The following is a 24639-nucleotide window of genomic DNA, read 5'->3' on the forward strand; positions in this document are numbered from 1 at the left end:
GGAGGGGGGGTCCCTCCGTCTCGCTAAAATTTACATCCACTTACAAACGGTCTTTGTCATCGCGGTCCAGGTCACGGTCACGACCCAAGCCTCTATCACGGTCCAGGTCTTTGTCACGACCAAGTGTCGTATCATCGTCGATATCCGCTTCTTCGCGGCGCACCGTATCTCTTACTGTTTCGGTATCTTTCACTTTTTCCTTACCTACCACAATCTCTTCACTGACCACGTCTTTCTTCGATACATTCACTTTTTCCTCCGTTACCGGGATGTGAATGTTTTCACCTTCCCGATAAGCGTCTCCTGTTAAAGTAGAATCGCCTTCAGTGGTTTCTTCATTGACAGGACGGCGTTCTACATACACTTCTTCGCGTTCCACTGGAACTTCGACGCTCTGTTCTTCTTCCACTACGTGCTTGCCGACGTTCACTTCGCCCGTTTTGACATTTTCTTTGTCGACATTCAAGCGCTCTTCATGCAGGCGAAGTTTTTCTTCCTCCGTTCGGTCATCGCCTACTACCGAATCTGTATCAGAAAAGCGATCGGCGTTTCGAGTATCTCTGCCGACATCATCCACTTTTTTATCGGATCCTAAGCCAAACCCTGTACCGGCATCTCTGCCAACACCTGCTGTGTCAGTGGTATCAGTATCCGCTCTGCCATTGATGCCTGATAAATCACGCTCTTCGTTATAGACTGTATCATTTGATTCGTTCGTATCGACTGTCAGACCGTCTCTTCCTACAGCTCCCGTATCCGGATATCCAGTACTGCCTGTACCTGTAGATCCAGGAGAAGATGCTGCGCCCATTCCGGCAGCTCCCGTAAGGCCGGTTCCTGTCGTAGATCTCGTATCCGGTTCTCCATAGGCATTATTGTCATACGGTGCTTTTCCTTCGTAGGAAGCTCCGAATTCACGATCAACGAATAAAAGGATTTTTCCGTTTTGGACTTCACGGTAATAACGATCTGCTTCTTGTTCATCCACTCCCATACTGGAGAACGCTTCTCTTACGGGTTCGTTTCCTGACAGGAAGCCCATGAATTTGTCCATCCAATTTCCTTCGGAAGATTTGTAATCTACATCTGTGCGTCCCCGAACCATTGAAATCTGATCTTTGTCATTTGCCATGACATACATATCTTCTTCACGTGATCCTTGCGCTTTCAGTTCTTCGATTTTTCGTAGCACTTCCGTCTCGCTGTCGAATGTTCCCATAAATTTATTGTTGGCCATTTCTGATTCCTCCAATTTTATGATGATAGTCTCGAAAAATCTTGCCTACTTGAAAAATACCCGACCTCAATTTTCTCAAACATTGACGTTTTTGATTGAACACTTTTTCCTACTAAACAAGGCAAAATTCCCTTTCTCTGTTATTCAGCCGGTGTCGCCGTTTAGAGAACCCTTCTTTCAAAGTCTTGTCACTTATGCATTTCCAGCGGATTCTAAGAATAGAATTTTCAGAAAAATTAAGGCGATTACAAGTATTTCATTTCATTATCAATTTGATAAACCCCCACTTTCGAGACCGACAATCGTCTATGATGTTAGGTAAGATCTAATAAAGGAGTGTGGTCATGCGTAATTTATTGATAGGGTTATTGGCAATTATCGTTGCTGCACTTGGCGGTTGCGGAGCAGACGAAGTGTTGTCTGAAAGCAATGCTGCCGACCAACCTGATTACAACGAAGTCGAAGTTGTCCAGTTTCCTTCCACTCACACTGTCCTGATCAACGACATTCATTACGAAGTGACTGAAAAATCCCACCTTTTTACAGTGTCTGAAGAAGAAATAGAACCGGAAACCCTCAAAGCCGGCGATTTGGTGGAACTCACTCACAGCCCTCAGCCAATCGACCATTCATCGACAGACCAGGAAACCATCCTGTCTCTTAAGTTATATGACGATGAAAAAAGCCGCAGCATCAGTAAAGCGATCGCCCATGTCATGGAAAATCAGGAAATCGGAGTGATTTCCTCTCCCCAAATCAAATCCGTCAGCCAACAGCTTGTTACGCTGCAGTTCAATGATATAAAAAATAGACAGAAATTCGAATGCATCGTCAACACACAAAGCCTGCAATTCCATATCAAAAAAGTAAATCAAGCTTATACAAAAAAACAGCCGTGAATCACAAGTGATTCACGGCTGTTCTTCGTTTAAAAAATGCTTAAGTCCCATTCCTTTGAAATTTGCCGCAGCATCATCGTGCCGGCAGCGCTGTTCCCTTGTACATCAATGGCTGGGCCATACACACCGATGCCTGCACCAGCACGGAATTCATATGTCTGGGAATGCAACTTTGGAGGAACTGCAGCCATAATGCCGCCTGATACTCCACTTTTTGCCGGAATTCCAACGTGTGCTGCAAAGTTTCCTGAAGAGTTATACATGCCACACGTGACCATCAGCACTTTCGCTACTTGGGCGATTTCTTCTGAAAAAAACTTCTCTTCTGTAATCGGATTGTAGCCATCATACGCAATGATCAAACCGATCAGTGCCAAATCCTGTGTACTGACTTGAATCGAGCATTGGCGAATATAGATATCAAGCGCTTCTTCCACTTCAATTTCCAAGAATCCCGCCTCTTTCAAATAATAAGCGAGAGCCCGGTTTCGATGGGAAGATTTCCATTCCGAGTCATAGACATCGTGGTCCATTTCAAGCGGATGACCGACCAGCTTCTCCAGGAAGGACAATAAGTACTCGTACTTTTTTTGGCTCGTACGCCCCGGCAGTAAAGAAGAAACAGTGATGGCGCCGGCGTTAATGAACGGATTGAACGGCTTGTTCGGACGGTGGATTTCAAACGGAATAATGGAATTGAAAGCTTCACCTGTCGGCTCCACATCTACCCGCTCCAATACAAACTCCAACCCATAGTGGCAGCTGAGCGCAATAAACGTCAGTGCCTTCGAAATGCTTTGCAAGGTGAACTTTTCATCCGTATCACCGGCACAATAATAATTACCGTCTTCATCAAGCATACAAATACCGAGCTTACTGGGATCTGCTTTGCCGAGTTCCGGTATGTATTGTGCGGTTGTCCCCAGAATAACATGACCTTTGTTTTCTTCCACCCATGCTGCCAGTTGTTGCTGAATCCGCGGATTACTTTGCATGTCATCCCTCCTCAACTTTTTGCTCTTTTATCATCCACGAAACAATCACCAAATGTCAAAGAAAAGCACAAACAGAAAAAACGCCTCCCGTTCTGGTGGGAGGCGTTGCCATTATAAATGATCGTACCAGTCTTTTGCGGCTTCAACTTCGGGCATTGTCAATTGATGCCCGTAATGTTCCCAATGTAATTGCACATGGGCTCCTGCCCCTTCCAGCAACTCTTTCAATTCTTCCGATTCTTCCGCTGGACAAATCGGATCGTTTGTTCCTGCTGTGATAAATATTGGTACATCTGTCAGATTTGGAATATCGGCTTCCCGGTTTGGCACCATCGGATGATGAAGAATCGCTGCTTTTAACGAGTTTTGATAGCTGAATAACAGGTTCCCCGCAATGTTAGCACCGTTTGAATAACCGATGGCAATGACATTATTTCGATCAAACCCATAGTCCTTTGCAGCAGTATCTATGAAATCATACAATTCTGCCGTCCGTTCCTTTAAATCTGCCATATCAAAAACACCTTCCGATAACCGTCTGAAAAACCTTGGCATGCCATTTTCCGAAACATTGCCACGGACACTCAGAATCGAAGCTTCCCGATCAATGTGCCTGGCAATCGGCAATAAATCCGTTTCTGTTCCTCCTGTTCCGTGGAGCACCAAAAATGTGGGTTTATCCGGATTGCTTCCTTTTTCAAAAATATGTTTCATTATCTTCATTCCTCCTGCTCTCTTCTCACTTATTGTTTTCGGTGGTTCAGCAATAAACTATCTCGAATTCAAGGTAATGATATCATACTTTCTTCAGGTCACCAACCCATTCAATTCACCTTTTTTCCATGCTATGTTTTTTCATTGTCCCGCCGTCAGGATGCTTGAAAAATCGCACAAAAAACCTCCGCTTAAAATTCAAGCGGAGGAAATCAGGATGTTACTTTGCTTCTTCAAGCATGGATTCCAGATTTTCTTTTGTAAAGTGATAGTTTTCATTGCAGAAATGGCATTCAGCTTCTGCTTGTCCATCTGTTTCAATCATGTCTAGAATTTCTTCGGTCCCCAAACTTACAATGGCATTGGAAATCCGTTCCCGTGAGCATTGGCATTGGAATTGGACAGGCATTGTATCCAGCACCTTTACATTATCTGAACCCAGAACTGCTTCAAGAATCTCCTCTGGTGTCATTCCTTCACGCACCATATTGGAAATCGTCGGAATCTCCTGCAGCCGTTCTTCAATACTGGCAATCACCTTTTCCTCTGTGCCGGGCAGCAGTTGAATGATAAAACCACCCGAAGCCTGTATGGAGTTGTCCGGATTGACAATCACTCCGACGCCGACAGATGAAGGCGTCTGCTCGGAATTTACAATGTAGTTGGTGAAATCTTCACCCAGTTCACCCGAAACCAACGGAACCTGGCCGACATACGGCTGAAGCAATCCAATATCTTTCGCTACGGACAATGTACCGTCTGTGCCGACCGCTCTTCTGACATCCAGTTTTCCTTGCTCATTCAAATCAAAATGCGTTAGCGGATTCGACACATACCCTCTGACTTCCCCTTTGGCATTGGCATCCACTAAAATTGTGCCGATCGGTCCGCCTCCATTGATTTTGATGGTCAGCTTTTCTTCGCCTTTCATCATCGCACCCAGCATGACACTTGCCGTCATGGAACGGCCAAGTGCCGCAGAAGCAGTTGGCCACGTGTAATGGCGGCGTTGTGCTTCCCCAACTGTTTCTGTGGTTTTTGCTGCATAAGCACGTACTTGTCCATCGTATGCTAAAGCTCTCACTAAATAATCTCTCATGTTGTCGTCCTCTCTTTATAAAACCATTTTTTCTTTCAACCAATTTTGCAAAACAGCGGTTTTCACCTGAAACCGTTCTTCATTCATTTTTTCGGAAAGCGAGGCAATTGTTTCGCGTTGCATGACGGTTTTCCAGGCGGTTTCCGCTTCCTCCATCAAATCCGTCAACAGGCAGCAGCGCTCCCGGTCTTCAAGTTCCAACAAATCCACCAGCACACCGCTCGGCGAATAAATTGATTGCTGGCCTTCAATTGCCAGGTAAACGTCAAATACACAAATATCTTCAGGCTTTTTTGCTAGTTTAAAACCGCCTTTTACTCCTGGGATCGATGTGATTAACCCAGCGCTCACCAGCTTCCTGAGCAACTTTTGAAAATATGTCGGCGAGGTCCCCAATTGCCGGCTGACTGCTTCGCCCGGTAATACCGTTTTATCCGGCAGCATATTCAATAACAATATGGCATAAACCGATTGTTCGACACCGGGTTTCATATGCACACAGCTCACCTCCCCTTTCTAACGCGGATAATAATTGTCTTCTTTGTCTAACAATACAGATTGGTGGCGGAAAAGTAAACGAATTGAACTTTTCATGCTGTGAGTGATCATAGATACCTCCAAATTACTCATAACGCTTTTCGCAAACCATAAAAAAACCATCTGCAGTATCATCTGCAAATGGTTTTCACTTCATATTAATCCTGAGATGGCTCCGTAAGCGAGCGCCAGCAAAATGACATAGGCCGGGTGCATTTTCCTGATCTCCAGCAGCCAGTAACTGAGAACAATCAAAATGACCGTTTGTACACTGCCTGACGCTTCAGTCGATGTCAGAAAAAACTGCAGCGCCATGGCTCCCAGCAAGACAGCAATGACCGGCCGCACCAACTTGGTGATATTCTTCACTTTCGGTGAATCTTTGTATCTCAAAAGCGTTACCATTAAAGCGATCATCAAAATGAGAGAAGGGGCAACCGAAGCGAACAATGCGACGATTGAGCCCAGTATCCCACCTTCCATGTAACCGATATAGCCGGCCATTTTAGTGGCAATCGGCCCTGGCAGCGCATTGCCAAGCGCCAATACTTCCCCGAATTCCTGCGTCGTCATCCAGTCGTAACGGTCGACCACTTCCTTTTCCACCAACGGAATCGAAGCCGGTCCGCCGCCGTAACCCAAAATACCGGGAATGAAAAAAGCCAGAAACAAATGCCAGTAAATCATTTTGTCCCTCCTAATCTGTTAAAAGGTATAAGGACAATAATCAGGATGGCCAGAATCAATATGGCCGGATGAACATTGAGAACTTCCATCAGGACCACCGATATGGCCACATAGATGACTGCCCGGAACCAGCCAAGCGAGTCACCTGACTTTTTCAGAAAATCCAATGTCAGAATTGCCAGCATCACACCTACAACCGGCACAACTGCATCAGACATACCGCTCACCCAATCGAGATCTTTGTACTGCTGCAGCACCCCCAGGAAAATAATCATCAGGAGTACTGTAGGAATGACGGTTGCAACCAGTGCCAATACACAGCCGGCAAGTCCATTCACACGATAGCCGATATACCCCGCCATCTTGGTTGCGAGCGGGCCCGGCATTGTATTGGCCAAAGCCAAAGTATCACCGAAATCATCTTCCGACATCCATTTATATTTCTTTACCACTTCCTGTTGGAAAAGCGGTATAGCGGAAGGCCCGCCCCCGAAACCCAGCATGCCGACACGGAAAAAGGCGGCAAAGATATCGGCGTGGATTTTTATACCGGAGGAATTTCTTGAGCCTTTGCTTTCATTTACCAAGCAGCTACCGCGCCGTCTGTACGTGATTCCGTTCCGCCCGACAACACGCCGGTTTCCGGATCACGCCAAATGATTTGCCCTCTGCCGAAGCCGCCGCCGTCCGTTGCCACTTGAATGGCATGTCCTTTTCGAGCCAAAGCCTGCGCCAGGTAATTCGGGAAATGCGGTTCCACCAGCACCGTTTTCCCTTCAATCCACTGCCATCTCGGCGCATCGAGCGCAGCCTGCGGATTCAGCAAGTAGTCAATCGTATTGGTGACAACCTGGAAATGGCCTTGCGGCTGCATATAGCCGCCCATAACGCCAAACGGTCCGACCGCTTTTCCGTCTTTTGTCAAAAATCCTGGAATAATCGTATGGTATGTCCGCTTTCCGCCTCTTAAGACGTTCGGGTGTTTTTCATCAAGAGAGAAGTCGGCACCGCGGTTTTGCAGCCCGATTCCTGTGCCCGGGACAACAATTCCCGAACCAAAGCCCATGTAGTTGCTTTGGATATAAGAAATCATATTGCCTTCCTCGTCCGCTGCAGACAAATACACCGTACCGCCTTTCGGAAGTTCGTAAGGCGTTGGATCACTCGCTTCTTCCCCGACTGTTTCCGCACGTTTTTTCGCGTACTCTTCAGACAATAAATGCTCAGCACTCACCGGCATCTCTTCCGGCTCAGTGATGAATTCCTTGCCATCCGTAAACGCCAGCTTCATCGCTTCAATTTGCTGATGGTAAGTTTCAGCTGATTGCCACTTCGGCTCGCCCAGCTCTTTGAAGATGTTCAATGCCATCAACGCCACCATTCCTTGGCCGTTCGGCGGGATTTCCCAAACATCATAGCCGCGATAATGGGCGGATACCGGCTCTACCCATTCCGGTTTAAATGAAGCAAGGTCTTCTTTGGTCAAAAAGCCATTGTGTTTTTTCATGTTGGCGTCAATTTTTTCAGCAAGCTCTCCTTCGTAAAAAGCACGAGCATTTGTTTCGCCAATTTTTTTCAATGTGGAAGCATGTCCTGGAGACGACCACATTTCTCCAATTTCGGGAGCTTTGCCGTTTGGTGCAAACGTATCGAACCATGCCTGGTATTCCTCTCCAGTAAATGTGGTTTTGAACTTATTGTATGCTGATTTCCAGAATTTCCCGAGGATTGGCGTTAACGGATAACCTTCTTCCGCATAGCGGATTGCCGGCTTCAAGGTTTCAGCCAAAGACAGCTTGCCGAACTTCTCCGACAGCTCAGCCCAGGCTGCCGGTGCGCCCGGCACTGTAACCGGAACGACACCATGTACCGGCATCTTGTCATGGCCCAAAGCTTTCACCGCTTCCGGTGAGATACTTTGGGGCGCAGGGCCCGAGCTGTTCAAACCGTGCAATTTGTCCTTAACCCAAACGAGCGCAAAAGCGTCTCCGCCAATGCCGTTCGAAGTCGGTTCCACCACTGTCAGAGCAGCTGCTGTGGCAATTGCTGCATCGATCGCGTTTCCGCCTTTTTGCATGACTTCAATTCCTGCCTGTGCAGCTAATGGCTGTGAAGTGGCCACCATTCCTTTTTTCGAAAAAACCGTATGCCGTTTCGAGTCAAACGGGTGCTGTAAATAATCCATTCCAATTCCTCCTATGTATGTTTGCTGTCCGCCTTTGAAGGGCGGGTAGAATGATGAACAAATTTCAATAATTCAATAATATCGATTATAAAGTATTGTAACTGAAAACTCTACATGAATATTCAAAAAAACAGGTTTATACGAATTTTTTTGAACAAAAAGACAATCATTGTACCGAAAAAGTTACGTTTTGTATAACTAAGCTCTTTCACGGAGGTTTTACCTCAAAAGAAAAAGCATACAGCAGCTTATTAAGACTGCTGTATGCTTTAAAGTTTCATTCCATTACGGCTTTTGAAACGGCGCAATAAAATGTGGCTCTCCACCCGGGTGATGCCTTCAAGCGCATATAACTCTTCATTGATGAACTTTTCCAAATCGATGAAGTCATTCACCAATACGTGCATATGGAGCGTGGATGGACCTGTCATTTGGTAACAGCTTGCTACGTTGGGGTTGTCCGCCAGTGCTTCCGCCACTTCCACCAGCGAGGAAGGCTCACAATCCACTTCAAAGAAACCGGAAACTTTCTTGCCGACTTTTTCGCTGTTGATCACTACGGTAAATTTCTCAATCACGCCTTCTTCAGACAATTGATGAACCCGTTCCCGAACAGCTACCCGCGATAGATTCAGTTCTTTTCCTATATCGACATAAGAGATTCTGCCGTTTACTGTCAATAATTCCAAAATCCTTTTGTCTGTATCGTCTAATCTCATGTGCTGCACTCCTTATTTTGTCTCAGATCTGATTATACGGTGAATGTGATTGTATTGGAATAAAAATGCGTTCCGCTTCGATTGTAGCCAAAGCTCTTTTTTATTTTAGCATAATTCTCATTTATCAAAATACTTTTGCGAAAAATTCTGCGCTGCCTCTGAACTTTTCATTCGTCTTTTACAACCTTTCCCTGTTGGCCTTTTGCAGCCCACTGAAAAAAGCGCTTGGTTTCAGCGCTTTTTTTGGTCGGATGGCGAATGCTGTTTGCTTTTTGTTTGTTGATCAACCAGCATGATGCCCGGTTATCCAATCTTGTCCAACAATTCCGGTCCGTTGTTTTTAGGGGAATTGACTTTTTCGGAAACTTCGTATGCTTCCATTTGAGAAGCATCAAACGGTTTTAACAGTTCTTTAAGCTTATCCGGATCCTGTATTTTCGGATCGAGCCAAATTTTCTCATCTGCTTTTGACAGGACAACCGGCATGCGGTCGTGGATGGATGCCATTAACTCGTTGGGCTTGGTGGTCAAAATCGAGCATGTGTGACGCAATGTGCCATTGGGTGCTTTCCAGGATTCCCATAATGCTGCAAAAGCGAATGGTTCGCCCGATTTTAACCGGACCCGCATTGGAATTTTCCGGTCAGTTGTTTTTTGCCATTCATAGAAGGAGTCCGCTACAACCAAACAGCGTTTTTTCTTGAATGCATTGCGGAAACTCGGTTTTTCCGCTGCTGTTTCTGCCCGCGCGTTGATCATTTTGTACCCGATTTTTTCATCTTTTGCCCAAGGCGGGATCAGCCCCCACTGCAGCATGCCCAGCCGGTTCTTCGTCCCGTCATTGATCACTGCCACCACTTGCTGGGACGGCGCAATGTTGTAGTTTGCTGAGTACTCGTCTTCTGAAAATGTTACTTCGTCAATATCAAAACGTTCCAGCAGGGTTGTAAGATCTGCATACAAAGAATATCTTCCGCACATTAGTTTTCGTCCCTTCTGTCCAAATTATTTATTACTAATATAACAGAATATTATCCTTTTTCGTTTAATCATACCTCCCTGTGGTAACAAAGGTGTAACAGCAACTTTTAAAGGAGGATATTTTCCCATGACTGAAAACCGTCCATCTGGTGCATATCCGGAATTCTTGTCGACTCTTCGCCCCCCTGCCTTTGGAACAGGTGGAGCCGTGGCTTCCCCCCATTATTTAGCCACGCAGGCTGGCCAGGAAATAGTGAAGAATGGTGGACATGCAGTAGATGCCGCCATTGCGATGAATACTGTTCTTTGTGTCGTCTATCCGCATATGGCTGGACTTGGAGGAGATTTGTTTTCACTGATTTGGGATAAAGACAAAGAAAAAGTGGAGGCCATCAACGGCAGCGGAAAATCCGGAGAAGAAGTGACATTGGACTACTTCAAATCCAAAGATTATGAAGAAATCCCTTCACGAGGGCCATTGTCGGCCAATACAGTCCCTGGAACAGTCGATGCCTGGTGGGAAATGCACCAGCGTTACGGAAAAGCAGAATGGAAATCCCTTTTTACCAAAGCCATTCATTACGCAGAACACGGCTTTCCTCTTTCCAGTAAATTCAGCGAGTTCGTTTATGACAAACGAGACGTTCTGGAACAATACAATGAATCCAAAAAGCATTTTATAAAAGACGGCAAATTTCCCAGTGAAGGAGACCTTTTCAAGCAAGCCGATTTGGCAAATTCCCTAAAACTCATCTCGGAAAACGGCCCGTCTGTTTTTTATGAAGGAGAAATCGCAGATAAAATCATTTCCAGCCTCCGAAAACATGGCGGGCTCCTCACGAAAAACGATTTACAGAACCATAAATCAGAATGGCAGGAGCCGCTCAGAAGTTCTTACCGGGATTATGAAGTTTATCAAGTGCGGCCGAATACACAAGGCCTGGCTTCGTTGATCATTTTGAACATCCTGGAAGAATTTGATGTAAAGAAAATCGGCGACAATACAGCAGATTATTATCATTTGATGGCTGAAGCCACCAAACTCGCTTTCTTATACCGAGATGAATGGGTGACGGATGAAAACCACATGGATAAAAAACCCGAAGAGCTGATTGCAAAAGACATCGCCAGGGAATTGGCCCGTCAAATTAAATTCGACAGTCTTTCTCCTGCTTTGGAGCGGACAAAAGAGCTTCCTTTATTCAAAGAAAACCGCGACACCACTTATATGTGTGCAGTTGACGGGGAGGGCAATAGCTGTTCTCTCATCCAAAGTGTTTATCATGAATTCGGTTCCGGATTTATCCCCGAAGAATGTGGTTTCCTTCTGCAAAACCGGGGTTCCTTTTTCTCTCTGGATCCGGAACATCCGAATCGGTTGGAGCCGGGCAAAAAAACATTTCATACCATCATTCCAGCCATGATGCTGAAAAACGGCAAGCCTTACATGGTATATGGCTCAATGGGTGGAGAAGGCCAGCCGCAGACACAAGCCGCCCTTGTGACGCGGGTCGTGGACTTCGGCTACAACATTCAGCAAGCCATCGAAGCCCCCCGCTGGCTTCACGGGAAAACATGGGGAGAAGACAGTAAAACCTTTAAACTGGAAAGCCGGATTCCCCGCAGCATTACGGAAGAACTGAAAAAGCGGGGCCAATTGGTGGAAAGAGTGGAAAATTGGACCGGAACAATGGGACATGCCCAGGGAATTATCATTGACGGAGAGAGAGGTGTACTGAGTGCCGGCGCAGATCCACGGGGCGACGGCATCGGATTGAGCTGGTAATACTGAACGCAAAGGAGAGTCTGGAATGGATCACAATCTACCCATCACAATCGTTTATTGGCTGGTTGCGCTGCTGCCGCTTGCAGCGCTTCTCGTCATGCTTGTTTTGCTGAAGTGGTCGGCACCTGTTTCGGGTGGAATTGCGCTGGCAATCGCATTGGCGAGTTCTTTTTTGTTGTACCAAGCACCATTCGATAACGCCTTGGTCGGCATCGGCAAAGGCGCCTGGGATGCATTTTTTATCCTGCTCGTTGTATGGCCGGCACTTCTGCTTTACCAAGTCACGGATAAAGCCGGCGCATTTACAGCCATCCGGAAAGGCATCCAGGAATACAGTAAAAATTATTTGTTTCTTGTCCTTGCATTCGGCTGGGTTTTCGCTTCGTTTTTGCAGGGGATTGCCGGTTTTGGAACACCGATTGCGGTGGTCGCCCCTTTGCTCATCGGCATTGGCGTAAAGCCGGTCACCGCGGTCGTCATTCCCTTGATTGGCCATGCTTGGGCAAATATGTTCGGATCTTTGGCTGTAAGCTGGCTCGCCACTATTAATATCGTCGATTTTGAAAACCAGTCACTGGCAGCTTTATACATGGCCATCCTTTTATGGATTCCGAACATTGTTGCCGGAATCATGATCTGCTGGCTTTTCGCAAAGTGGAAAGGAGTCAGGCAAGGGATTTGGGCTGTATTAATCATTTCGCTTATTCATGGCGGTGGACAGCTGGTTCTCACTCAAGTTAACCCAACACTCAGCAATTTCATCCCTACCATCGTTGCAATCGGTGCGCTTTTTGTTCTTGCCAAATGGAATCGATACAGTGAAGATTCCGGCCTGGAGGATGAAACGGACGCCTTGCAGGAAAAAGATGTCGACGATGAGGAAGATGATGATGTGGATTTGACCATGAATCAGGCATTCATGCCTTACTATGTGCTGACTGGGTTATCCGTCCTGGCACTGGGCATTCCTTTTATACAGAATTTCCTCAGTGGACTCGAATGGGGCTTCCCATTTCCAGGCGTGGAAACGGGCTATGATTACACAGTGGAAGGTGTAGACGCCTATTCACCAATCGCCCCTCTGACGCATCCAGGTACTTACCTATTGATAGCCTCCATTTTCGGCTACTTTTGGTTTAAGTCCAAAGACGTCTATGAAAAAGGAGCGCTTACTGACATATGGAAAGGCGTTAAGGATAACGGAATTGGAGCATCGCTTGCGATTCTTGCTTTTCTCACTATGACACAAGTGCTTGAACACTCAGGACAGACAACTGTACTGGCACTTGGGATCGGCGAAGTCTCACCACCGATTGTTTACGTGGCATTGGCGAATATTATCGGAATTACAGGGGCCTTCATGACATCTTCGAATACGTCCTCGAATATCCTGTTCTCGCCTTTGCATGAAAACGTCGTACAATCTATGGAGGGATTGAGTCTGTCACACGTCATCGCCGCACAGTCTGCGGGTGGGGCAATCGGGAACTCCATCGCTCCCTCTAATGTCATTTTGGGAACGAGTACAGCCGGGATAAAAGGCAAAGACTCCGAAGTGTTCAAGCCGACACTCGTATTCTGTCTGATTGCCGGTGTTCTTGTAGCGGGTGCTTCCATTGTTCTGCATTTGTTTTTCTAAGGATAATAAAACCGGCATCGACTTTTTACAGCCGATGCCGGTTTTCCGATTTCCTGACGAAGCCGTCCGTCTGAATCCGCCAGCCATTATAAAGGCTTTTATGCAGGATAGGTTACTACTCCTTCTTTGCTCACTTGCGCGGCTGCTCCCCACATGCCGACTTCGTGGTCCACGAGTTCAACCGCACCGTTTTTGCCATCAATGATGTGTCTTACTGTGTGGCCGTTTGCTGTAAGCCAGTTGCTGATGAGCAGGCGATGGCAGCGGGACGGGTGACGCTCTGAACAGCAGTAGGCTACCCGTTGCGCCGATGCTTTTTGGAGAAGTTCTTCTATTCCCTGTCTGAACTCCTCCGTCAGCGTATAATCTGCATAATTATGAAACGAACGGTTGCGCCAGCCGGCATTCACCTGTTCCCCGACCTCTTTCGACTTGCGGCGTCGGCCACCGAGTTTCGGGAAATGTTCGTACGCAATCCCTTCGGCTTTGAGCCATTCCGGGAAGATTTCCTTCGAAAATTGCGGCCATTTCCGGCTGCCGGGGAAAGCCCGTACATCCGCCAGAAGCTCAATGCCATTTTGTTTCAGCATCTCATCGAAAAATTCTTTTGAGTGACTCGAATGACCAATCGTATAAACCTCCACCGCCTGCACCCCCCTTTCAAAAACTTCTGTCCTTATTTATTCTTCCTGCCTTTTTAAAAACTAAACCTTTAAGGCACTTGAAATTCATACGTACCCACCTTTCTACTCGGATGAAAAAATGGCCAGGTTGGAGTTTTTTGAGCGACTTTCATTCAACCGGTTTCCTGTTTTTCTGTTACCATTTTCAAGAAGTTATTTTCTGATATTATTTCAACTTTTTTGTTACAGATCTGCATTAAACCTTCTCCGCAACCCGTTTTAAACCCTTTCCTATCGAAAGAGTGTTATAATAACAGTACAATGATTTCTATTAGGAGGAATTACATGGCTACTGCACGCGAAATGAGTCTAGTGAACAAGGATTTTCTAGTAGAAGAACTCGGGCTGAAGCAACAGGGAAATTCCACCGTCTTTACGAATGAGGATTGTTTTGTTTTGTCTCCATCGGTTCAACGTTACGAAAAAGGGTTTGATATCAGTGAATTCAATTTATCGAAATTTGACCCTGAACGCCAGCAAGGCTTCCTGATTGTCCGCTATATGGATACTTTCCTCATGGCAAAACTGGAAAGTTTCAAGGAAAAAATGATGCCTCCCGAATTGAAAATCACCAAGAAAAATGCCAAACCGCATTGGAAATTCACAGTTGCGGAAAATCCGGCATACCACATCGTCAATACGCAAAACAAAGAATTGCGCTACCGTCTGCAGGAACCATCAAAAAAACAGATCGTTTCGTTCTTCAATAAAATATAACACGCACCGCAATCCTTCGATTGCGGTTTTTTTATAGAAAAGCGGAGGGGATCCAGCAAGAATGTTAAAATGGAAACAGCAACGCTACAGGAATTGATGGGAGTGTGTATGATGAAAACAGCAAAATATACGGCCACCGACCGGCAATTCTGGAAAATCATTGTCAGCCTTTCCCTGGCGTCTCTTTTCATCTTTGCCACACTTTACAGTGTCCAGCCTCTGCTTCCCGTCTTTGTCAGCGAATTCCAGGTATCGGTTTCAACTTCCAGTTTGGCCTTGTCTTTGACAATCATTGGTTTGATTTTAGGGCTCATCATTCTTGGGTTTTTTTCTGACCGCAATGGCCGCTATCCTTACATCGTCTTTTCGCTTATTGGTTCGACTCTTCCTTTCTTCCTTATTCTGCTGACCGATTCGTTTACACTTTTTCTGCTTCTCCGGTTTATACAGGGAGTCGCACTTGCAGGAGTTCCGGCTGCGGCGCTTGCCTACATAAGTGAAGAAATCGATCGAAAAAACATTGCCTATGCCACAGCTCTCTACATCTCCAGCAATGCTCTCGGCGGGATGCTCGGACGTGTGCTGACCGGCTATATAACAGACCATTTCTCCTGGGAGGCAGCTTTTTTAATTTTAGGGACAGCCGGATTGGTTTTGTTCACTGCAGTTCTTCTCCTCTTGCCTAAATCACGAAATTTTGAACCCAGTGACTTAAGCTTCACAAAAGATATCAGAGGGTTCTTATTTCATTTTCAAAATCCGGCTTTACTCGTCATCTTTGGCCTGGGAGCGGTTCTTCAAATTTCGTTTACCGGCGTCTGGACCTATATCCCGTTCCACCTGGAAATGCCTCCTTACTCCATGTCACTCCAGGCAATTTCATATCTGTTTTTCGCTTATGGAATCGGGGTGATCGGGTCGCCTCTGGCCGGACGTGCTGCCGAACGGTTTGGATTGAGGAAGGTGCGGATTGTCGGAGTCCTGTTGCTGTCAGCCGGAATTTTCTTAACCCTCACCCCTTTTGTCTGGGTGATTGTAATCGGTCTGTGCCTGACATGCCTTGGATTTTTCATGGCTCATTCTTTGACGGCTGCATCGGTCGGACAACAAGCAACACACCATAAAGGAAGTGCTTCAAGCCTATATCTTGTTTCTTATTATATCGGTGCTGCTGCCGGCAGCTCACTGCTCAGCCCGCTTTGGACCACTGCTGGATGGAGCACCTTAATCTGGGTGATTGGGTCTGCTCCGCTGCTTTACCTGGCTGTTGTAACAATTTATCGGAAATACAGAAAAAATACCGCCTCAACAACCCGTTGAGGCGGTATTTCTTTTGTTCTTTATTCCACAAACCGATCAGGAATCGACAGCAAATCGAGGCCCCACACAAGCGGCAGGAAGTAAAACACTGCCAAGGCGACAAAGAAGATGCCGAATATATTGAGCAACAGACCTGCTTTCGCCATATCCGGGATGCGTAAATAGCCGGAACCGAACACGACCGCATTCGGTGGTGTGGCAACAGGCAGCATAAACGCACAAGACGCTGCAACAGCAGCTGTTACCATTAAAGCGTATGGATGGATGGCCAGCGCTGCGGCAAGAGACGCCATGATTGGAAACATCATCGAAGCTGTGGCCGTATTGGACGTGATTTCTGTCAAGAACAGCACAAGTGCTGCAACGACAAGAACCACAAGCAATACATTGACGCCCTGAAGCGCCGTCAATTGTCCGCCGATCCATTCTGACAGGCCGGAACTTGTAAAGCCGGCCGCGATTGCCAGGCCGCCCCCGAACAACAGCAAAATCCCCCATGGCAATTTTACTGCCGTTGCCCAGTCAAGCAAATGGTCACCTTGCTTGTTTTTCGATGGGATGATAAACAAAATCAGGGCCGCAATCAAACCGACCATAGCATCAGTCATTTCCAGGTCAGGCGCAAATGCATCCAACAGGAACGATCGGCTGATCCAAGCGAGCGCAACGAGTACAAAGACTGTAAATACAGCTTTTTCTTCGTAGGAAGCAGCCCCTATTTTCTTTTTCTCTTCATTGATAACTGCCTTTCCACCCGGCAATTGCTTCAGCTTGAGCGGATAGGCCACTTTGATCAAATAAAACCAGGCAATAAAAATAAACACCCATGCCAATGGCACACCAAACAGCATCCATTGTGCAAATGTAATTTCAATTCCATAAATTTCGTTGACAGCACCGGCCAGCAACGTGTTCGGAGGTGTACCAATCAATGTCGCAATACCGCCAAGAGAAGCGGAATACGCAATCCCGAGCATTAAAGCTTTCCCGAAACCGAAATTTTCCTGTGATGTGTCGATCGTATCGTCATCTTTCAAAGCTTCCTTCACTTGAAAAATAATAGCCAAGCCAATCGGCACCATCATCATCGCCGTGGCAGTGTTGGAAATCCACATCGACAAGAAACCGGTGGCAATCATAAAGCCCAGAACAATCCGGTCCGTATTTGTGCCTATGATGGAAATGATCGTTAACGCAATTCGTTTATGCAAATTCCATTTTTCCATCGTCAAAGCAATCATGAATCCCCCCATGAACAGGAAAATCGTATCGTTTCCGTAAGCCGAAGTGGTCGCGCCTACATCCAGTCCACCTGATATAGGGAAAAGGATGATCGGCAAAAGCGATGTTGCCGGAATCGGAATCGCTTCCGTGATCCACCAAGTTGCAATCCATAACGTGCTTGCCAAAATAGCTTTGGCTTCTGGTGGCAAGCCATCCGGATTAAAAAACAGCAATGTCAGCGCAAATAAAATCGGTCCTAAAAATAATCCGATCAATTGCGGTGTATTATAGCTTTTCTTTTTATTTCGTTCATCATATGTACCTGCATCTTCTGCACGGTCTCTTCCTTGCGGCCCTTCAGGCCCCGGCTTTACAAAAAAATGCAGCATATCTTTTGCCTGGTAGTGTTTTTCCCACATCCAGTTCCACGTTGAAGAAATCATCTCTCTTCCTCCATCTTCCCGAAAATAATTGTAGAATAATTTATTTTTTCTAATTGTATCCGTTTTCAACCTTACATACAAGAGGAAACAATTGTTTCAGTGCCTGGCACCCGCGAGGTAGGACATAAACACGTCATAGCCGAAATAGACGGACAGTAAAGACAAAACTGCAAATACTGCATATTCGGCGTGCCCACCAGTGGTTGCTGTGATGGGAGAGCGAACCGTCAATTTCCAGGGAAAGAATAGTTTAATGCCGTTTTTAGTTACCATGTCCAGCAGCAGATGGCTGGCCATCCCGACCATCAGCCCTGCTATTACAGAATCGTTTGTAATAAAAGTCTGCAGAAGAAGGTTTACCAAAAATAGAAACAGCAGACTGTGTGTAAAGGTGCGATGGCCGAAAATCATATTGATTGTTTTGGACAGAAGTGGAAAAGTACGGCCCATTTTGCTGCCTCCGTGGCAGATATCCGGCAGTAAAGAGCCTACAACCCCAGTGAGCAATAAAATAGCCGGATCATAATCAGTAATCTGCGCAAAAGCAAGACTTGCTGCAATGCCTCCTGTAATATGTGTTTTTCCTGTCATGCTTTGCCTCCTTTTTTCTCAGTGATGGATGAAGAAATCCCCCGTTGGGTGAAGTTTCCCTTTATCTCTTTAATTATAGCGAAAATCGGGTATGCTGAAGGTAGAGAAAACAGATAAAGGAGATAAATGCATGGGAATCCATACTTTTTTTACATCACTCAACGATCTGGAGCGGATCATCCGGGCTCCAGGCAGATTTAAATTCGAAGAACACAACGTAGCGGCGCATTCATGGAAAGTCAGCCAATACGCCATGTTTTTTGCCACCATTGAAGAACGTTCCGGCAAAGAGATCGACTGGAAATCGCTTTATGAGAAAACCATCAACCATGACTTTGCGGAAGTCTTCATCGGCGACATCAAAACACCTGTCAAACATTCCTCTCCAGAATTAAAAGAAATGATTGCCCGCGTCGAAGAGGGAATGATGGAGAAGTTCATCCTTCGCGAAATCCCTGAAGAATTCCAGGCTACTTTTTTCGATCGTATGAAAGAAGGAAAAGACGAGACGACGGAAGGACGCTTACTGGAGCTGGCAGACAAGCTCGACCAGTTTTACGAATCTTTTGCTGAATTGAAGCGCGGCAATGCTGACCCCGAATTCGTGAAGATGTACCGCATCGCATTGACGAAATTGCTCCACATTCCGCTCGAAGCCAGCGTTTCTTACTTTAAAGAAGTTCTGCTGGACGATGTGATCAGTGAGGAAACAGTCATCGATGTAAGAGAAATCACACGCCAAGTGCTGCAGGAATAAATCGGAAAGCATCATCTCATATAGGATGATGCTTTTTGCTGCCCTGAATCTACTCCTTGTTTCCCTCCTGACAATTGACCTTTTCCATCCTCTTCTATAAAATAGGAACAAACGTTCTACTTTATTCGGGAGGTGCATTCGATGAAACTCAATAAACACCTGACCGTTAAAGGGCAGATCAAAGACCGGGGCCGCACGAAATGGACGGCGATGATGTTGCCCGAGCATGTGGAAATGCTGCGGGAATGGCAGAAAGAAGACCGTTACCATACAAAGCCCGAGCTGGATGATTTTGACCTGGAAGCCATACACGAAGAGATTCAGCTGGCTTATAAACGGCAATGCCATATTGAAATCCGTGTATGGCGTAAAAATGCCCAAAACTTTACCGGTGTTATTTCCAAGCTTGACATCCAATCGAAAATTCTTCATTTAAGTATAGGCCCCCGCGCCCAGCAACTTCTATTTGACGAAATAATCGGCGCCAGAACATTGGAATAGGCAGAAAGAAAAGGCAGCGGAAACCCGTTGCCTTTTCTTTCTGCCTCTTAGGGTTAAAGTGCCTTTTAAGCGGGCATACAAAGAATAACCCTAATTTACTAAGAGGAGGTTCAATCCATGAGCAAAGCTGTATCTTATGCCAAAGAGCTCGCAGGTGAGATAAAAAAAGACCATGCCACAACACTTGCAGCTGCGCAAGCTTATTATTATTTATTGGCGATCGTCCCTTTGTTGATCTTGCTGTTATCCATCCTGCCTTATTTACAAATCGACCCTCAACGGGCAGTCGATTTCATCGGCACCATTCTTCCTGGAGAAGTGGCATCCACTTTTGAAGAGACCATCGTCAGTGTCGTATCGACACCACGTGGCGGCCTGCTGACTGTTGGTATCCTCGGTACTTTGTGGTCGGCATCGAATGCTTTGAACGCCTTTATCGAAGCGACCAACCAGGCATACGATGTTGAAGAAACCCGTTCGTTCATCAAGATGAAAGCTACTGCAATCTTATTGACACTGTTTATGCTGGTGGCTGTTATTATCGCACTTGTACTACCAATTTTCGGCGGTGCCATCATCGACATGATCAATAGTTTCCTGAACTTGCCAAGCCAGATGCAAATCCTGTTCCAGGTCCTCCGCTGGGTGGTTTCCATTATCGTCATGAGCCTTGTCCTGGCATGTTTGTACAAATTCGCTCCGAACAAGCACTTTCCTTTTAAAGAAGTGTGGATTGGTGCCATCGTGGCCACAGTCTTATGGCAGCTTGTCTCGTTCGGCTTCTCCATTTATGTAGCCAACTTCGGAAGTTATAATGCAACTTATGGAAGCCTTGGCGGACTCATCGTATTGATGCTGTGGTTCTTCCTGACAGGATTGATCCTTGTCATCGGTGCTGAAATTAATGCCATTCTCCACAAACGGAAAAATACGAAAAATGCACCTGCACAAGTATACGAAGAATAATTGCAAAATACCTCACTGATCAAATCAGTGAGGCATTTTTATGTCTGCAGAACCAAAAAAGCTAAGCTTCCATCACGCCATTCCCGGCCGGTGCTGCAGGAAATTCCGGTAAGCGAACCCCTCTACTTCTTCTTCTGAATAATGCTTTTGCAATTCATTGATCAAATTGGGAAATTCAGAAGCGTCTCCCAACCCGTCAACATGGTCAGTGATGCCATCGAAATCGGAACCGATTCCAATGTGGTCAGCACCGCCCAAGGCACAAAGATGATCCACGTGGCGAAGAAGATCTGGAATGGTGGCTCTGTCACTGCCCTTGTTGATGAATTGCGGACAAAATACAACGTCGATCAGACCGTTTTGGACGAACATGGCCTTGATTTGTTCATCGTCAAGATTACGCGGATGATCGCACAGCGACCTGGCGTTGGAGTGGCTGGCAATGGGATAATCAGCGAGTTCGATGGTATCCCAGAAGCTCTTGACAGATAAATGCGAGACGTCCGTGAAAATTTTGTTTTCATTGTTCAGCCGGATCACTTCCCGCCCCAGCAGCGTCAAACCGCCACCGCGCGGTTCGCCGGCGCCATCGGCACAAAGGTTGGCATTGTTCCAGGTCAGTCCAATGGACAAAACACCCAAACGGTACAGATGGCGAAGCTTCATCAGATCATTGCCGAACGCATCCGCTCCTTCCAACGTCAAAACTGCCCCGATTTCCCCTTCTTTTAAGTGATCGAAGTCCTGCCAGTTCTTGATATGCTTCATCGCCGGCTGTTTGCCGATAATTTCGGTATAAAACAAATCCATCTGCTCTAATGCATGCTGCCATTTTTCATCCGAAGGAACATCCGGATGGATAAAAATCGCGAAAAACTGGGCTTTCACGTTGCCTTGCTGAAGGCGCTGGAAATGTGTGTCCAACTGCTCCGAGTTGCTGAAATCCAGTGCCTGGCCGGTACGCCTCTTGGCCATCTGCAATTTCAATAATGCATCACAATGTGTATCAATGATGTTCATTTCATCACTCCCCACTTTCCTCTATATAAATACTCGAATATCTTCAACATACAGAATAGAAAGAAGAAATGCCAGGAGATGGGGAAAATTTTTATTGGCAATCAACACCTAAAAACCCCTGAAAAGCTATTCGCTCTTCAGGGGTCCCTGTTTATTCCGCAAGTGCTTTTTCCAAAGAGTAACGCTTTCCTGGATGATGCTGCGGCAAGCGGTCGCCTTCGCCGAACAAGTTATCACGCAAAGAACTGCCTTCATATTCCGTGCGCACCAACCCCCGTTCCTGTAAAATCGGCACAACGAGCTCGACAAAATCCTTGAATGTGCCGGGAGTAACCGCGTAGGCAATATTGAAACCATCAACTCCTGTCTCGTTGATCCAGTGTTCCATCGTATCCGCCACCTGCTCGGCGGAGCCGACTGTAAAAGCACTCATCCCGCCAATGCCAACGAATTCTTTAATATCTTCCACAGTCCATTTTTTATCCGGATCAATTTTTGTGAAGCTTTCCAATGCTGACTGGATGGCATCGTTCTCGACGTATTCCAATGTCTGGTCCGCTGCATAGCCGGACAAATCGATTCCCGTCCAGCCGCCAAACAACGCCAGTGCCCCTTCATGGCTGATATGTTTTTTATAGTCATTGTATTTCGCAATTGCTTCTTCTTCCGTTCTGCCAACAATTGGCGTAAACATGGTCAGGACTTTCACTTCTTCTTTTGCACGCCCCGACTGTTCAACGGCGTTTCTTATTTTTTTCACCGATTGTTTAGCAGCATTGATTGTCGGTGCGCCTATGAAGACACATTCCGCGTTTGCACCGGCAAACTTTACCCCTTTTGTCGATGCACCGGCCTGGTAAATGACCGGTGTCCGTTGAGGGGAAGGTTCCGTCAAATGGGCGCCCGGCACTTTATAATAGGTACCTTCATGATTGATGTCATGGACCTTGGCGGGATCTGTATAAATGCCATTCACTTTGTCCAGCACCACTGCATCATCTTCCCAGCTGCCTTCCCACAGCTTATAGCACACCTCCAAGTATTCTGCCGCAATGTCGTACCGTTCATCATGCTTTACCTGATCTTCCATGCCGATATTGACAGCTGCACTTTTCAAATACGAAGTGACGATATTCCATCCGACTCGCCCTTTGGTCAAATGATCCAACGTCGACATACGGCGCGCAAAAGTATAGGGATGTTCATGAGTTGTCGATGCCGTGACGCCAAATCCAAGATGGCTGGTCACCGCCGACATGAGCGGAACGACGAGCAATGGGTCATTGACCGGTGATTGGGCTCCTTGACGAACAGCCGCATCTCTTGAACCTTCATAAACGTCATAGGTGCCTAATACATCCGCCAGAAAAATTGCGTCAAAATTCCCTTTTTCCAAAAGCTTGGCCAATTCTATCCAATACTCACTGTCTTTATATGTATGTGATTGGTCTTCAGGATGTGTCCACAATCCCGGTGATTGGTGCCCTGCGCAGTTCATATCAAAAGCGTTCAAATAGATTCGTTTGCTCGTCATTTGCTATTCCTCCTTTGATTGGTCAATCTGTTAACGCACTGCTTCGCTTTGTTTGTTGACGATGTCAGTGAAATATACAAGCTGTTTTGTCAGCCTCTGCAGCACTTCTTCCTCTATGACCGGCTGTTCCGGCTGGTTTTTATCGATTTGGCTGTCGACCAGGTAAACCCCTTTCAAGTTCTGTCCTTTCAGCGTGGCAAGCAACGGCTTTAAAGCGTAATCGAGTGCCAATAGATGCGCGATACTGCCTCCAGTCATCAGCGGCAGCACTGGCGTGTCCCGCAGAACATCCTGCGGCAACAGGTCGATTAAAGCTTTAAGTACACCTGAATAAGCAGCTTTGTAAACCGGGGAGCCGACAATCACTCCTTTGGCCCCGTGGATCAAAGCACTGATTTCACCAATGGCCGGGCTGTCGAATTTCCCCAGAAACAAATCTTCCTGCCGCACATCCCTCACAGACAGGTGGGTGACAGAAAACCCTTCTTTTTTCAATAAAGTGCCTAAATACTTTAATACCAATTCCGATCTTGACGTTTCAGATGGACTTCCGGATAAAATGACTATTTCGCTCATGCAACTCTCCCTTTCTTTTGTGAAAATAAAAAAGCCCTCTTTTCTCAAAGAATGAGAAAAGAGGGCTTGATGAACATCGAATTCGGCTCTCTTATCTCCCAAGAAAAAATCTTGCTGGATTTAGCACCTTTCTGACAATTGTCAGAGGTTGCTGAAGCGTCAACGGGCCAGTCCCTCGGCTTCTCTGGATAAGAATATTCGGTTAAAACCTATCATATTACTCAGGTTTATAAATGTCAACAGTAAATATACTATTCTGTCATTTTATTCAAATGAATTTTCATCTTCCGTTTCGCAACAATTCCACTAAAAAAGCAGATGCATCTGCACCTGCTGACTCCGATACAGTTCGTCAGCTTTAAAGCAACCAACTGTTGTCGGGCTGTTACCCTTCCCATTGCACGTCCGTGGAATACAGCAGCCGCTCACCAACAAAAATCCGGCATTTCACATTCGGGCAGTAAAAACCGATAGAGACCTTGATATCTTCAGTTTCCCCGCTTTCGTTCTTCACTTTCCCAAACAGACGGGTACTCAGATGCAGACCGGCTAATTCATCCTGCAACACACCATCAACGTAAAGCTTTTCACTCGTCAGCGTATTTTCCACACGAATCCTATGCGTTCCGTACTTCACTTCCCAGATGTTGTTCATGTGATCCCTCCGTTTTCTGCTGTTACCGATAGTATAGCAAAGAACGTCAGATCTGGCTTTGAAAGTTGTGCCCGCAAAGACAAAGGGAAACTTATTCGGCAGAAACTTTTCCATTCCATTGAATACAACGGGTCCGACAACCGCTAAAGTGGAACAAAAATCCGCTGCAGCAGT

Annotated in this window: 25 protein-coding genes and 1 riboswitch; of the genes, 8 read left to right on the forward strand and 17 right to left on the reverse strand. The window is 46.3% G+C overall.

The window, feature by feature from the left end; all coding sequences use genetic code 11:
• Positions 1–40 precede the first annotated feature (40 nt).
• Positions 41–1237, reverse strand: a complete 1197-nt coding sequence (locus EEX84_RS05835; protein WP_123164668.1) for a DUF2382 domain-containing protein — start codon at positions 1235–1237, stop codon at positions 41–43.
• Between the two features lie 344 nt (positions 1238–1581).
• On the opposite strand from EEX84_RS05835, the gene EEX84_RS05840 reads away from it, so the two are divergent.
• Positions 1582–2136 carry a hypothetical protein gene (locus tag EEX84_RS05840; RefSeq protein ID WP_123164669.1) on the forward strand — a complete coding sequence of 185 codons (555 nt, stop codon included), beginning with the start codon at positions 1582–1584 and terminating at the stop codon, positions 2134–2136.
• Positions 2137–2165: 29 nt separating this feature from the next.
• Here the strand turns inward: EEX84_RS05840 and EEX84_RS05845 are convergent, their stop codons facing one another.
• From EEX84_RS05845 to EEX84_RS05885, 9 genes are all read right to left on the reverse strand, one after another.
• Positions 2166–3131, reverse strand: coding sequence for a glutaminase (locus EEX84_RS05845; protein WP_123164670.1), 966 nt, complete (start codon positions 3129–3131; stop codon positions 2166–2168).
• A 111-nt stretch (positions 3132–3242) separates the two neighbouring features.
• The gene (locus tag EEX84_RS05850) at positions 3243–3845 is read right to left on the reverse strand and encodes an alpha/beta hydrolase (protein WP_123164671.1); all 603 of its coding nucleotides are present in this window, start codon (positions 3843–3845) and stop codon (positions 3243–3245) included.
• 220 nt (positions 3846–4065) lie between these two features.
• The gene (gene hslO, locus EEX84_RS05855) at positions 4066–4944 is read right to left on the reverse strand and encodes an Hsp33 family molecular chaperone HslO (protein WP_123164672.1); all 879 of its coding nucleotides are present in this window, start codon (positions 4942–4944) and stop codon (positions 4066–4068) included.
• A 15-nt stretch (positions 4945–4959) separates the two neighbouring features.
• Positions 4960–5442, reverse strand: coding sequence for an RrF2 family transcriptional regulator (locus tag EEX84_RS05860; protein ID WP_123164673.1), 483 nt, complete (start codon positions 5440–5442; stop codon positions 4960–4962).
• Between the two features lie 192 nt (positions 5443–5634).
• Positions 5635–6168 (reverse strand): chromate transporter, encoded by a 534-nt coding sequence (locus EEX84_RS05865; protein ID WP_123164674.1) that lies wholly within the window; start codon positions 6166–6168, stop codon positions 5635–5637.
• Entirely contained in the window at positions 6165–6755 is a 591-nt protein-coding gene (locus EEX84_RS05870) for a chromate transporter (RefSeq protein ID WP_275669727.1), read from the reverse strand. The genes EEX84_RS05865 and EEX84_RS05870 overlap by 4 nt, the downstream gene beginning before the upstream one ends.
• Positions 6749–8353: a gamma-glutamyltransferase family protein gene (locus EEX84_RS05875; protein WP_123164675.1), complete on the reverse strand. Its 1605-nt coding sequence runs from the start codon at positions 8351–8353 to the stop codon at positions 6749–6751. The genes EEX84_RS05870 and EEX84_RS05875 overlap by 7 nt, the downstream gene beginning before the upstream one ends.
• 269 nt (positions 8354–8622) lie before the next feature.
• A complete protein-coding gene (locus EEX84_RS05880; protein ID WP_123164676.1) occupies positions 8623–9072 on the reverse strand; it encodes an Lrp/AsnC family transcriptional regulator in 450 nt (149 codons plus the stop codon).
• 303 nt (positions 9073–9375) lie between these two features.
• Positions 9376–10053: an SOS response-associated peptidase gene (locus EEX84_RS05885; RefSeq protein WP_123164677.1), complete on the reverse strand. Its 678-nt coding sequence runs from the start codon at positions 10051–10053 to the stop codon at positions 9376–9378.
• Between the two features lie 127 nt (positions 10054–10180).
• Between EEX84_RS05885 and ggt the strand changes: the two genes are divergently transcribed.
• Positions 10181–11839, forward strand: coding sequence for a gamma-glutamyltransferase (gene ggt, locus EEX84_RS05890; RefSeq protein WP_123164678.1), 1659 nt, complete (start codon positions 10181–10183; stop codon positions 11837–11839).
• A gap of 25 nt (positions 11840–11864) precedes the next feature.
• On the forward strand, positions 11865–13478 hold the full coding sequence (locus tag EEX84_RS05895; RefSeq protein ID WP_123164679.1) for an L-lactate permease: 1614 nt from the start codon (positions 11865–11867) through the stop codon (positions 13476–13478).
• Positions 13479–13576: 98 nt separating this feature from the next.
• Here the strand turns inward: EEX84_RS05895 and EEX84_RS05900 are convergent, their stop codons facing one another.
• Complete coding sequence (locus EEX84_RS05900) at positions 13577–14122, reverse strand: DUF488 domain-containing protein (protein ID WP_123164680.1); 546 nt, start codon at positions 14120–14122, stop codon at positions 13577–13579.
• A 324-nt stretch (positions 14123–14446) separates the two neighbouring features.
• Between EEX84_RS05900 and EEX84_RS05905 the strand changes: the two genes are divergently transcribed.
• Both EEX84_RS05905 and EEX84_RS05910 read left to right on the forward strand, forming a co-directional pair.
• Positions 14447–14878, forward strand: coding sequence for a hypothetical protein (locus EEX84_RS05905; RefSeq protein ID WP_123164681.1), 432 nt, complete (start codon positions 14447–14449; stop codon positions 14876–14878).
• Positions 14879–14989: 111 nt separating this feature from the next.
• Positions 14990–16198 (forward strand): MFS transporter, encoded by a 1209-nt coding sequence (locus tag EEX84_RS05910; RefSeq protein WP_123164682.1) that lies wholly within the window; start codon positions 14990–14992, stop codon positions 16196–16198.
• Positions 16199–16218: 20 nt separating this feature from the next.
• On the opposite strand, the gene EEX84_RS05915 is transcribed toward EEX84_RS05910, so the two are convergent.
• Together EEX84_RS05915 and EEX84_RS05920 are read right to left on the reverse strand one after the other, a co-directional pair.
• A complete protein-coding gene (locus EEX84_RS05915) occupies positions 16219–17865 on the reverse strand; it encodes an SLC13 family permease (RefSeq protein ID WP_123164683.1) in 1647 nt (548 codons plus the stop codon).
• 96 nt (positions 17866–17961) lie between these two features.
• Positions 17962–18456, reverse strand: a complete 495-nt coding sequence (locus EEX84_RS05920) for a metal-dependent hydrolase (RefSeq protein WP_123164684.1) — start codon at positions 18454–18456, stop codon at positions 17962–17964.
• A gap of 130 nt (positions 18457–18586) precedes the next feature.
• Here EEX84_RS05920 and EEX84_RS05925 point away from each other — a divergent pair, with 130 nt between their 5' ends.
• The 3 genes from EEX84_RS05925 to EEX84_RS05935 all read left to right on the forward strand — a co-directional run bounded on the left by EEX84_RS05925 (position 18587) and on the right by EEX84_RS05935 (position 20680).
• Positions 18587–19213 (forward strand): YfbR-like 5'-deoxynucleotidase, encoded by a 627-nt coding sequence (locus EEX84_RS05925; protein WP_123164685.1) that lies wholly within the window; start codon positions 18587–18589, stop codon positions 19211–19213.
• Positions 19214–19354: 141 nt separating this feature from the next.
• On the forward strand, positions 19355–19714 hold the full coding sequence (locus EEX84_RS05930; protein ID WP_123164686.1) for a YolD-like family protein: 360 nt from the start codon (positions 19355–19357) through the stop codon (positions 19712–19714).
• A 117-nt stretch (positions 19715–19831) separates the two neighbouring features.
• Positions 19832–20680: a YihY/virulence factor BrkB family protein gene (locus EEX84_RS05935; protein ID WP_123164687.1), complete on the forward strand. Its 849-nt coding sequence runs from the start codon at positions 19832–19834 to the stop codon at positions 20678–20680.
• Between the two features lie 72 nt (positions 20681–20752).
• On the opposite strand, the gene EEX84_RS05940 is transcribed toward EEX84_RS05935, so the two are convergent.
• The 4 genes from EEX84_RS05940 to EEX84_RS05955 form a co-directional block, all read right to left on the reverse strand.
• Positions 20753–21700 carry a dipeptidase gene (locus EEX84_RS05940; RefSeq protein ID WP_123164688.1) on the reverse strand — a complete coding sequence of 316 codons (948 nt, stop codon included), beginning with the start codon at positions 21698–21700 and terminating at the stop codon, positions 20753–20755.
• A 151-nt stretch (positions 21701–21851) separates the two neighbouring features.
• Positions 21852–23234: an LLM class flavin-dependent oxidoreductase gene (locus EEX84_RS05945; protein ID WP_123164689.1), complete on the reverse strand. Its 1383-nt coding sequence runs from the start codon at positions 23232–23234 to the stop codon at positions 21852–21854.
• 30 nt (positions 23235–23264) lie between these two features.
• Positions 23265–23810: an NADPH-dependent FMN reductase gene (gene ssuE / locus EEX84_RS05950; RefSeq protein WP_123164690.1), complete on the reverse strand. Its 546-nt coding sequence runs from the start codon at positions 23808–23810 to the stop codon at positions 23265–23267.
• An 88-nt stretch (positions 23811–23898) separates the two neighbouring features.
• Positions 23899–24005: riboswitch (SAM riboswitch) on the reverse strand.
• 190 nt (positions 24006–24195) lie between these two features.
• Entirely contained in the window at positions 24196–24465 is a 270-nt protein-coding gene (locus tag EEX84_RS05955) for a hypothetical protein (protein ID WP_123164838.1), read from the reverse strand.
• Between the last annotated feature and the right edge of the window lie 174 nt (positions 24466–24639).

It is taken from the genome of Planococcus salinus (genome assembly GCF_003719725.1).
GTDB classification, from domain to species: domain Bacteria; phylum Bacillota; class Bacilli; order Bacillales_A; family Planococcaceae; genus Planococcus; species Planococcus salinus.